Source organism: Kordia jejudonensis, assembly GCF_001005315.1.
Lineage (GTDB): Bacteria > Bacteroidota > Bacteroidia > Flavobacteriales > Flavobacteriaceae > Kordia > Kordia jejudonensis.
In genome coordinates, this window is the sequence record NZ_LBMG01000035.1 from 41,143 (window position 1) to 52,728 (window position 11,586).

Below are 11,586 nucleotides of genomic sequence, written 5' to 3' on the forward strand. Positions count from 1 at the left end.
CAAAATAGCCATTCATTCGTCTACAATAATGTACACCAAACCAATTCAAGTGTCTAAAAATCACATCTTAAATAGTATATTAGTTTTGTTGCTTATCGCGATAAGTTTTGCGACGTTTTTTAGTTATACGTTTGAAACTGAAAAACGAACGTTAACCGCTGATAAAATTGAACTTTCAGACATTAAATACGGCATGTTTAATATTGATGCTTGGGAAGAACAGTTTGCTGAAATTATCACGAAAAAACTGAAAGAACTCAAACTTACTGGCGACGACCGAAAAGAAGCGCGTGTTAAAATTCGTGCCTTTTTGTATGAAGCGATTGAAAAGTTTGAAACGACTTATAAATCTAAAAATGATCAAAAAGCTAGTTTTAGTTCTTTATTGCGAAATGCTGGTGCTGATTTTTTTGAAATTTTTGGCGAATTGAAACAACATGTCCCTGTGATTACTGAAGATATTCTCGATTTTTTAGAGAATGATGAAAATCGTGACAATATTAAAAAGTACATTCTTGAACAAATTAATACGTATACCGACGGAACTTTTCAAAAGATCGATTATACTACATATAACAACATTCTTAGCAAATATAATGCGGCATCAGCAACAGATTGCAACACAAGTATTGCTAAAAAACTGGAAATTACCAATGGAAAACAAAACCTTGTACATTCAATATTAATTATTGCTTTTCTGTGTATTTTGGCAATGATGCTCTTCCTGAAAAACCAAACAAATTTTAAAATTACAGTGTACGTTTTAGCCGCTTTTCACTTGTTGATTTTAGGTGTATTTCTTCCGATGATTGCTATTGATGCACGTATTTCTTCCATGGAATTACAATTGATGGGCGAACCGATTTCGTTTACAAATCAAGTGTTATATTACAAGAGTAAAAGTATTATGGAAGTCGCAAAAGTGATGCTTTTGCAAGGAGAATTGAAAGTACTTTTGGTTGGTGTTTTAGTACTATTGTTTAGTGTCATTTTTCCCGTTTCAAAACTTGTTGCAAGCCTATTACTTGTTTTTAAACGTTCATTTCAACAGAATAAAATCATTCGTTTTTTAGTGTTTAAAAGTGGAAAATGGTCTATGGCTGATGTATTGGTTGTAGCAATTTTTATGGCGTATATTGGATTTACAGGCATCATTTCAAGTCAGCTTGGGCAATTGGAAAACGGCATTGAAAGTTTAGAAATCTTAACAACGAATCAGTCAGAACTTCAAAACGGTTTCTTCTTCTTTATGGGATTTGTAATTTTTAGTATTTTTATTTCGCAAATGATTCAGAAACTGTTAGACAAAAGTAACACGGCAATTAAATCACAATAAGTTTTTCTTTAATCGCTTTTATCAACAAACCAGCCGTATTTTTTACACCAAGTTTACTAATCAAATTTTTACGATGTCCTTCAATTGTTCGTACGCTTAAGAATAGTTTTTCGGCAATTTCGGCGGTTGTACATTCTTGTGCTATTAATTCTAACACTTCAAATTCACGTGCAGTTAAGTGATAATCTTTCCCGATTTTTAACGGTTTTCCCGATTTATTTTTTAATCCTTTCAACAACGCTTGTGAGACAAATTCATTGAAATAAAATCCTTTTCGAACTACTGTTTTTATGGCTTCTTCCAACTCTTCTCCTGTTGTATCTTTTAGTAAATATCCGTTGGCGCCAATTTCCATTAGGTATGAAATCATACGTTCTTCTTTGTGCATGGTTAGAATCAAAATTTTTACTTCAGGATATTCAGCTTGAAGCTTCAACGTAGCATCTACACCATTCATTTCCTCCATTTCTAAGTCTAGCAAAATCATATCAGGAACATCATTTTTCAACTTCGTAAACATGTCTTTTCCATTGACAGCTTCTAACACAAGTTGTACTTCTAGAATTTTATCGAGCAACGATTTTATACCTTCTCTAAATAAGTTATGATCGTCTACTAAACCTAATGTTATTGTTTTTTCACTCATGATTATGAAGGGATTTTTAATGTGGCTTTCATGCCCATTTTTTGTGCATTGAAATGTATGGTGCCTTTTAATACAGACAATCTACTTTCTATATTTCTGAGTCCAATTCCTTTTTGATTTAAGTATTCTTGCTGCAGCCCAATTCCATCGTCTTCATATACAATTTTCAACATATCGCCTTCGTGTCCAATAGTCACAGAAAGGTTGGATGCCATAGCGTGTTTTAAGGTATTATTGATCAATTCTTGAATGATTCTATAGGTATTTAATTCGTTTGCTTTCGCGATTGGACTCGTTGTAACATCGACGAAAGTAGCTTCTAACTTTCCAGCATTATTGACCGTTTGCACCAAATTATCAACAGCTTCTAACAGTCCTAATTTTTCCAGAATGACAGGACGTAAATCTTGTGAAATGTTTCGAACACCTTGAATCATATTATCAAATAGTGATTTCATTTTATCTGTAGTCGTCGTTAATTCTTCTGGCGAAAGTTTCGAAGAAATTTGACCCAAATACAATTTTGTCGTTGTTAGTAACGCGCCAACATCATCGTGTAATTCTTTGCCAATTCGAGTACGTTCTTTTTCTTCACTTTCAATAGCTACAGCTAACAATTCTCGTTGGTAATCGGCTTCAATTTTTTGATGATTTTTTTGTTGTGCAAGCAACCGTTTTTGATACACGATAAAAAATAAAATGACCGCTAATGCAAGTACAAAAAGCATGATCATTCCAATGATGATGACTTGTAACGTTAGTGTTGATTCGGATTGACCCATATAGCTATTATGAAAAAAATGACTAATACAATATTAACAACAGCATGCAATCCCCAAACGAGGTAATTAACCTCAGCAGCTTCGGTAGACAAACTATTACTGATGTAGAATAAGAGCAAGTTACTTGAAAAATAGATCAAAAAGCCTGCATTTAACCAAAACATTGGATTGCGCTCTAGCGAAGTATATTTAATTTCTTTGAGTAAAGTGTAAAAATAACTGATGGATAAAAAGATGACCAAAACACCTAAGGTTGTGGTTGCGTTTGAGTTGAAGACATATATACTTTGAAAAAACAGCATATTTACAATGCAAAATACCGTAAATATTCCTGCAATTAGGATGCATATACGTTCGGGAAATAGTTTATATAAAACATCTTTGTAAATATAAATAATACACAGAAATTCAAGTATTGTATAAAAGTGATATACAGGTAAGTTGTTGAGTTTTTGATACCATAAAATGTTTGCAATGAGTTCCGTAATGGAAAACAATACGATTAAATAGAATAGTTTTCGTTGCATCGTTGACAAACGAAAGTACTTCCAAATGCCGATTAGCAACGGAAGTACTATTGTAAGTGACGATAGTAATCGAAGATTTCCAAAAAATTCTTTACTCATTGCATAATTTTTAACATGTTGGTGGACACGGACTTGTATATTCTACAAAAACTTCTCCTTTTGAAAATTCTAACACACTTTGGAATCCAAGTGTAAAATTCTCCGAAGTTGCTTGATCGTGTTTAAAACCCAAAACTGGTGTAAAAGATATTTGATATTTATCTGAAAATTTATTCATATCAATTCCTGAATAGAATGTTATTCCGTTGATTGTTGGTAATTTTTGCAACACCACGATAATTTCATCACAGATTTTATAATGTTCTACACGTACCGTAACTTCTGGAGCATTTTCCTTTTTTTGGCGTGCTGTAAATAAGTCATCAATTAAATGAAAATCAATTTCACTCCAATTTTTAGCAATCATATTTTTAAATATTTCAGGCACAAATTCTGCTTCTCCATGACTTGATTCCGATGCTTTATCATACATCTTAAAATGATATTTGTTGCCATCATGATCATCTATATAAAGTATTGGAAAAAAGGTAAATTTCTCTTTCTCTTTTGCGTCCAATGCCAAATATATTTTCATCGTTTTTATATGTTCTTTTACAGTTTCAAAAAGTGCCACATCATCGTCTTGCATTGCAAATTCGTTCGATCGTTCAAATTGATTTTCTTTCAATCTATGGAAATGATTTGCCAGTTGTAATACATCTTCATGTTTCCAGCGTTCCATTTCTTTTGAATATTCTTTTGTGTGTGTATTTGGTTTTTTCATGGTCATTTAGTTTTGTGACTGATTACGTTGTTTTCTTTTTTCAATTGCTGTTAAAACTAAACAAAAAACGGCGTGGTTGCTAAGAACTAACGGATAAATACGTATAAACCACCATTCATTGCGGGAATCTACGGAAGTGAAGTTTCCGTACTTACAGGCTATTATTTTTCCTGTGATATGACCAATTTTGAAACATCAAACAACCAAACAGGAAGAAGCCGAAAATCCTTTTCAGAGTAGGCAAATATTTAAAATAGTGTATTATGGAAGAAGCAACAAGAAAGCAAACAGCAAAAAAAACCTATTCTTGGGAATTGGTAACGTATGAAAAACAAGGAAAATTGTTTGTAGAATGGAGAACAAACGCACCATTTAGAGCACAAAAAGATAGAATTGTAGTTTTTGAAAAAGGATTTCCTAGAGATGCTGGTGGCCATTCAAAAGCTTGGACTTGGGCGGATGCTAATAAAAGTCCTTGGAATACTGATTTGCCTTTTGGAGCCGAATGGTATGTTGCTCGAATTGCAGAAGCAGCGCCAGACGGACCGTATGTATATGTAGAACAAATTATTACAAAAGGATAAGAACAATTTTTCAGTTTAGTATTATTAACAAAAGCCTTTCTGTGATGGAAAGGCTTTTGCTTTTTTGCTATTCATCGTGAATTCAATATAAGTTTTAGTTAAATAAAATTTAGTTAACTTTTTATTATTCGACATTTAAAATAATGAAAATATATATTCATTTTCATTTTCTTTGCTTTCCCAAAGAAAAGAAACAAAAGAAAGGGAACTTTTCCAGAGGTATTTTTAGTTTTTCTTTTTGGGAAAAACTAAAACCGCATGAATTTTCCTAAATTTTTTCCAAGGCTTCAAAAATTTTTAACGAAAAATTCCTGCTATACTTCGGAAAAGAAAAAAATCGTTATTTATTTTTATATCGAACTAGCTTTGTGCAAAGAAATTACAAATTATACTTTACACTTAAAATGATGTATCGCGGCTGAATGAAATATTCACTTGTGCTTGTTGAAAAATTACTCGAATTATCTTGGTTTAACGATTTCGTATTTAGCAAGTTAGTTCCACTAAGCGTGTATTCCCATTTGCTATCTTTTTTCTGATATGCCAAATCTGCTTTTAGGAAACTGTAACTGTTAATGGTACGTTCTTCATTTTTGTAATTGAAGTATGAATAGTCTGCCGTAAATATGAAGCTTTTTAAGAAATACGCATCCACATTTACAAACGGACTATTGGTGGTAAATGTATTTGTAATGTTTCCTTGATCGTATTTATTGATTGATAAATTGTATCCAACTTCAATGTTTGGTGCATTTCTAAAGTTTGTACTGAATCGTGTTTGATAGGATTGTGTAAACGATTCATTAACGTTTCTGTTTCCGTTAATTTCTTGGGTAAATTTAGACAGGGAAAGTGTTCCGCCAACCGATGCTTTTAATTTTCCGAATGTACGTTCAAATCGTCCGTTTGCACTAACTGTTTCGTCGGCAAAGTTAGAGTTGAAAGGCGATGAAACACTATTGGTACTCAACACGTCAGGATCGCCAGGATTTGTCCCAGGAATTGTTAGAAACTGCGAACGATTTCTGATTGGATCTACGCGTTTGTTGTAGTTTACAAAAGCAAATATGTTGGTATAATTGAACATATTGAAACTGAAATAACTTAAGTTCAAGTTGTGCGACAGTGCATTTTCCAAGGTTCTATTTCCTTGAAATAATGAGTTGTAGTTATTAAATACTAATCCTTCTGCCAATTGATTTACATCTGTAAAATCGGTTTGCATTTGATATCTGAAATTTAGGTTTTCAGAACTTTTTAATTGCAATCGTACGTCTAAATCTGGTAGAAATCGTGTAAAGTTATCTTTAAACTCAGTATTTAACTGTGTATTTTTAATTCCGTACGCATGCGCTGTAATTCCTGGCGTAAATGTAAATTTTCCAGCTTTGATTTTGTAATGCAATCCTAAGTACAAATCACTAAAATTATACACAACATCATTGGTTACGTTTTCTAAAGCGTTCGTTAACGGAGATACAGTTCCATTGTCTAAGAGCTGAAAAATTTCGGAGTTAAAATCTTGCCTACTTAACGTTGTTCCAGCTGTAATGTTGATGTTACTTTTGTTATTTAGCACGTACCAATAATCCATTCGTGCGTCTAGTTTATTTGTTTTCACACGTTTATCTTGTCCTATGTTTAATGCAGATTGCGCAGTATTTAATCCTAACAAATCTGTAAAACGAAATTGTTCACTTTGCGCCAATCGTGCATTGTAAAAAGGATCTTCATCTTGGAGTAAATGTTGTGCTTCAAACGCGAAGATATTTTTTTCATCAAGCGTGTAATAATAGTTTACATTTTGGTTGATGCTAAACGGATTTTGCGCCTGATTTTCATCAATATTACCTAATAACGAAGAAAAGAAATCTGTGCGTTCTCCCTGATTGGATATTTTCGCGAAAGCGTCATAATCTAATTGATTGTTACTATTTGGCTTGTAGGTTGTACTTATTTTAAATAATCCTAAATCACTTTGTTGACGTGTATTGGTCGTTGTTGTCTCATCAGGAATGTTTTCATCTAAATAATCGTTGAGACTGTTTTCACTAATTTCCGTTCGCGAACCCGAATAGATAGCAAAACCACTAATATCCCACGTTTTTTTTACGTTGTAACTGAAGTTTGCCGCACCAAATTTTGAGTCAATTGCTTGCGCTCTATTGTTCCGTAAGGTTAAGAATCCGATATCACTTGTAGCTACATTGAAGTTGGTTCCTGTGTTACGTGCCGCATTTCTAAATCCGCCAGTAAAGTTGAAATAATCTCTTCGTGTAAACGGAATGGAACCGATATTATTAAAGTCTGTAATGATGTTTATGCTATATTTTGGACTGTAATAAAATAGTCTTGGATTGGCGACGTAACGTTCGTCTGGACCTGCTCCAGCAGTGATTTCTCCAAACCAAAAATTCTTTTTCCCTTCTTTTAGTTTTATGTTTATTGCTATGTTATCCTGATCGTTTCCAAGTCCACGCATTTGTGAAACATCGTTGTGATTTTTCAATACTTCAACTTTGTCAATTGCGTCAGCAGGAATATTTTTGGTGGCTAGTTTGCTATCGCCATCAAAGAAATCTTTCCCTTCTACCATAACTTTTGAAACTGTTTTTCCTTCTACTTCAATTTCTCCATCATCTGTCACTTCAACTCCAGGCAATTTTTTTAAGACATCTTCAAGTTTTTTCTCAGAACCATTTTTAAAGGAATCTGCATTGTATACAATGGTATCTCCTTTGATGGTAACAGGCATTTCATAGGTCAATTCTACTGCTTGTAGGTTATTATCTGCTTTCATAACGAAGTCTTTTTTAAGATCGACTTCTTTTGTGGTAAGCGAATCGTTTATGGTGGCAAGTCCTATGAAACTTACTTTAATAGTGTAGTTTGTATTCTTTTTTAAGGAAAGTCGAAACCGTCCTTCATCATTGGTAATTCCGTACGAATCTAGCGCGTTTGTTTTTTTGTTTAACGCAATAACGTTGGCTAGTTCGAGTGGTTTTCCTAGTGTATCTTTTACCACACCTTCAAATGCAATTTGGGCATAGGAAGCCTGTGCCATGCAGATGCATAGCAAGATAAATGCTATTTTTTTCATTGATTTTGTTTCTGTTGGTTAGTTGCCGTTCGGCTAGGATTTTTGGTTATCCTCTTCCGCCTCTGCCGCCTCTGCCGCCACGACCGCGATACATGTTTCGCATTTCTTCCATTTTGTTCTTTACGATGTCATTGTATTCTTGACGTGTTACTTCTTTTCCTTTTGTTGGTTCTTCAATAGGATCTTTTTCATCAGGATTCATGATAATTTTAGAGCATAAGATGGTCGTTTTGTATGCGCTTACTTCTAAGATTAATCCTGGCAATCCCCAATATTCTCCAGGACCTTGATTTACAGGAATGTCTAACGTATACCAAGCGGTCACTAATACTTGTTTTGGCACTTCTATTTGACTCATTGGATCGTCTGCTGCTTTTATGGAGTCTTGTTTTTTCTGTTCAGCTGTTTTATCATCATTATTATCACGTCTTCTACGCATACTTCTGAAGTCGAATTCATCAACTGTTTTTAATGCTGTTGCTTTGAAACATAGATATTTTCCAATTTGTTTGGTTTCGCCTTCCATTTTCCATTCCAATTTCGGCAAACTATCTTTGATTAAGAACTCTTTTCCGAAGAATTCTTTCGATTCCATCATTACACCATCTTTTACATTTTTATATTGTTTCCCTGGAGAGAAACTTCCCATCATCATACGTCCAAATCCTCTTCCACCACCTTGTCCTGGCGCTTCAATTTTTTCTTCTTCTTTGTATGTAGATGCCGTTTGACTAAAATCTAAAATGTATACTTTTTCTAAAAAGCCTTTCATACGTTCGGCAATTCGTTTTTTTTGTTCTTCCGACATTTGTCTTCCGCCAAAATCCATATCCATTGTCGTTTTAGACTGATAATATGCTTTCCCTTGAAAACCTTGAGCAAACGTGCTTACTGTACATAAAAGTAAGCTCCAAATTAAAATACGTTTCATTGTTATTAGGTGTTTTTTATAGTTTTAGTGTTAGTACACAAGTTTGTGAAAAGTTACACTTTTAACACCATTAAGACCTAATATTTCCGCATGAGTTTAATCATCTTTTGTTAAAATTATCTTAATTCCTGATTATTAATGACTTAAATGAGCCGTTTTAAGGTAATGATAACCGTTTTCGCAATTCCTTTTTTATCTTTTAGAACGATTTGTACTTTTTTATTTTCTTGTTTTAAAAGTTCTCGGTATACTTTTACACTTGTCAATTTTTTACCATTTATAGACACTACTTCATCGCCTTCCCGAATGCCTTTTGCAAATGCTTCTGAATCTTTTATTACATTGGAAATTTGAATCTTTTCTGCTTCTTTTTCAAGAGAAATACCACTTAAAGGAAACTCAAACTTGTTGTTGTATGTAGCATTCGGTTTCAGATAGATTTTCTTATTGCTGTAATCTAAAATTGTATTGAAACGATTGATGATTTTGATTCCTAAAATTCCAGCGTAGACTTCCGAAGCCATGACTCCATGTTCGCTATGAGAAATATCCATTGGCATTTCACCAAATTCAAAATCGGCTAGTTTTACTTTGGCAACTTTCCCTATTTTAAATGTGGAAGATGTTGTTAAACTTTCCGCTTTGTTTTCAATCGTTTTTCCGATGACATTTTCAATTTTCTGTTTTTGTGCGAATGGTGTATTGAGTAAGAAAGTCATATTTGCACCTGAATCGAATAGAAAATCACCATTAAATTTTTGATCGTTTTCTAGTGTAAATTCTAGTGCTATTTGTGGAATATTTGCAAAATCTAACGAAGCGTTTACAACTTTGTAGGTTTCTACATTTTTGACTTCTTCGATATTTTTGTACAATTCAATAACGCTGTCATCAAAATTGAGTCGTGTGACAAATGCTTTCATGATGTCTGCGCCGATGATTCCGTCAATTTTTTGATTTCCTTTTTTAGACAAGCGAGCCAAATCGACTAAAACCATATGAGAAGTTAAGGTAATATCCTGAATATGCAATTGTTGCGATAAAGCAATGTTGTACATTTCGGTGCCTGCCGCGCCTTCTGTCGGTTGTTGATAGTCTGCTTTTACGCCAAGTTTTTTAGCAACCGTTTCGTCTAACACCATTGTGGACGCGCCCGTATCAAATACAAAGTTTAGTGGTGTTGTATGCGCATTCACTTTTACTTTGATGAACATTAAGTTGTCATTTTCAAAGGGAATTTTCGCAACTTGAGCCTGTGCAATTGTTGCAATACAGATACAAAAGAGTATGTATACGCTGAATTTTTTTTGATTGATTTTCATGATTTCACTTGTTTTTATCCTCCAATTTGAATTGTCATACTTTCTCCTTTTCTACCGTTTCCTCTGTAACGTTCTGTCATTTCTTTTGTTTTTTTACGTATGATTGCTTCAAACTTTTCTTGGTTTACTTTTTTACCTTTTGTTGGTTCTTTAATGACAATTTTATCTTTTGGATTTATTACAATTTTACTACAAATGATCGTTTCCGAACCATCATTGACTTCCAGTATCAATCCTGGCAATCCCCAATAGGTTGCTGGACCTGCATTTACTGGAATTTCTGGTGTGTACCAAGCGGTTATTGTTACTTTTTCTTTGGTTACTTTTGGTTCTTCTTCACTTTCATTTAACCCGATAGTTACAATTTTTTCCCTTTCAATAGTGCGCGTTGCTTTGAAACATTGGTATTGTCCAATAAATTTTGTTTCAGTGCCCAATTTCCATTCCTTATTTTCTAGCGAGTCTTGGATGAGAAATACTTTCCCAAAGATATCTTCTTGATTCGTATAGCGTTTCTCTTTCATGTTTTTGTATAGAATATTTGATTCGCTACTTCCCATAACCATAATTTGCATTCCGCCAGCTTGTGGTTGTGGAGCTGCTAGTTTTCCTTCTTCTTTATAGATAGATTCGGAGGTGTTGAAGGTAAGTTTGTATTCTTTTTGAAATTGTTTTTGCAGCATTTCATTTAGTTTTTTCTGCATGTCTTCGTCAATTCCTTGATTTTTTCCTTCTTCATCAAGTTTGAAATCCATTTTACGGCTTGTTTTATAGGTAGCTTCTCCTTGGAATTCCTGCCCGCTTGCAATTGTGCTTATTAAGATAAAGACAAATACAATGATTGATTGTGCGTAGTTTTTCATTTGTAGTGAATGTTTTGTAGTTTTTTGATGTAACAAATATGAAATAGAAAAGTATTTTATTTGGTTAACGAATGTTAACGAGTGTTAAGCACAAAAAAAGTCTCTATATTTTTCGTGTAGAAACTTTAGTTCTGTATGTATTTTGAATGTTATTCTAACCTATAGAGCATTTGAATTCAAAAAATATCATGAAACGTCGGTTCGAGTGATTTTGAGGTACGAAGAATAGTATCGAGAACATTTTTACTATGAAAAAATCTATTCTCGATACAAATTTCACTCATTTTCAATCGTAAAATTCACTCGAATTAACGATTTTTATCAAAATGCAAAATAGATTTATTCTAGTATATTTTTTATCACATTTCGTGTATTAGTTAACACAATTTTTCGATCAGTTTCCATGTCGCCCAAATACTTAATAGTATCATTTTTCACAATTAGTAAATGTGGAAATCCGTTGATTCCTAGACTATCACGAATCATTTCAAATTTTTCTGCAAATACCGTTTCGTAATCATAGTTCAATTCTTTGATGATAGTCAGCGTTTTTTCGCGTGTATCACGACGTAAAGGAACATTGGCACTGTAAAACTTAATCTTTGCGTTTCCTTCAAATTCTTGCCTGAGCTTTTCATATATGGGAAATTCTTCAAAACAGACACCACAGGT

Annotated in this window: 11 protein-coding genes; 2 read left to right on the top strand and 9 right to left on the bottom strand. The window is 33.4% G+C overall.

All coding sequences use genetic code 11. The annotated features are described in order from the left end of the window. Positions 1-28 precede the first annotated feature (28 nt). Positions 29-1,336 (top strand): paraquat-inducible protein A, encoded by a 1,308-nt coding sequence (locus tag AA089_RS23830; protein WP_053002505.1) that lies wholly within the window; start codon positions 29-31, stop codon positions 1,334-1,336. Here the strand turns inward: AA089_RS23830 and AA089_RS16610 are convergent. From AA089_RS16610 to AA089_RS16625, 4 genes are read right to left on the bottom strand one after another with little or no spacing between them, the layout of a single operon-like run. Then, the gene (locus tag AA089_RS16610; protein WP_046758110.1) at positions 1,323-1,982 is read right to left on the bottom strand and encodes a response regulator; all 660 of its coding nucleotides are present in this window, start codon (positions 1,980-1,982) and stop codon (positions 1,323-1,325) included. The genes AA089_RS23830 and AA089_RS16610 overlap by 14 nt on opposite strands. 2 nt (positions 1,983-1,984) lie before the next feature. Continuing rightward, complete coding sequence (locus AA089_RS16615; RefSeq protein ID WP_046758111.1) at positions 1,985-2,764, bottom strand: sensor histidine kinase; 780 nt, start codon at positions 2,762-2,764, stop codon at positions 1,985-1,987. Then, positions 2,740-3,390: a hypothetical protein gene (locus tag AA089_RS16620; protein ID WP_046758112.1), complete on the bottom strand. Its 651-nt coding sequence runs from the start codon at positions 3,388-3,390 to the stop codon at positions 2,740-2,742. Before AA089_RS16620 ends, AA089_RS16615 begins: the two co-directional genes overlap by 25 nt. A gap of 10 nt (positions 3,391-3,400) precedes the next feature. Continuing rightward, positions 3,401-4,114 carry a hypothetical protein gene (locus tag AA089_RS16625; protein ID WP_156169070.1) on the bottom strand — a complete coding sequence of 238 codons (714 nt, stop codon included), beginning with the start codon at positions 4,112-4,114 and terminating at the stop codon, positions 3,401-3,403. A 263-nt stretch (positions 4,115-4,377) separates the two neighbouring features. On the opposite strand from AA089_RS16625, the gene AA089_RS16630 reads away from it, so the two are divergent. Further along, positions 4,378-4,698 carry a hypothetical protein gene (locus AA089_RS16630; protein ID WP_046758114.1) on the top strand — a complete coding sequence of 107 codons (321 nt, stop codon included), beginning with the start codon at positions 4,378-4,380 and terminating at the stop codon, positions 4,696-4,698. 379 nt (positions 4,699-5,077) lie between these two features. Here the strand turns inward: AA089_RS16630 and AA089_RS16635 are convergent, their stop codons facing one another. The 5 genes from AA089_RS16635 to AA089_RS25200 form a co-directional block, all read right to left on the bottom strand. Continuing rightward, a complete protein-coding gene (locus AA089_RS16635) occupies positions 5,078-7,798 on the bottom strand; it encodes a carboxypeptidase-like regulatory domain-containing protein (RefSeq protein ID WP_046758115.1) in 2,721 nt (906 codons plus the stop codon). A 46-nt stretch (positions 7,799-7,844) separates the two neighbouring features. Beyond that, positions 7,845-8,729, bottom strand: a complete 885-nt coding sequence (locus tag AA089_RS16640) for a GLPGLI family protein (RefSeq protein WP_046758116.1) — start codon at positions 8,727-8,729, stop codon at positions 7,845-7,847. 143 nt (positions 8,730-8,872) lie between these two features. After that, positions 8,873-10,051 (bottom strand): aspartyl protease family protein, encoded by a 1,179-nt coding sequence (locus tag AA089_RS16645; RefSeq protein ID WP_046758117.1) that lies wholly within the window; start codon positions 10,049-10,051, stop codon positions 8,873-8,875. A gap of 14 nt (positions 10,052-10,065) precedes the next feature. Continuing rightward, entirely contained in the window at positions 10,066-10,914 is an 849-nt protein-coding gene (locus AA089_RS16650) for a GLPGLI family protein (RefSeq protein ID WP_046758118.1), read from the bottom strand. Positions 10,915-11,253: 339 nt separating this feature from the next. Beyond that, positions 11,254-11,586 (bottom strand): TlpA family protein disulfide reductase (locus tag AA089_RS25200; protein WP_046758119.1); only part of this gene is annotated, 333 nt, incomplete at its 5' end.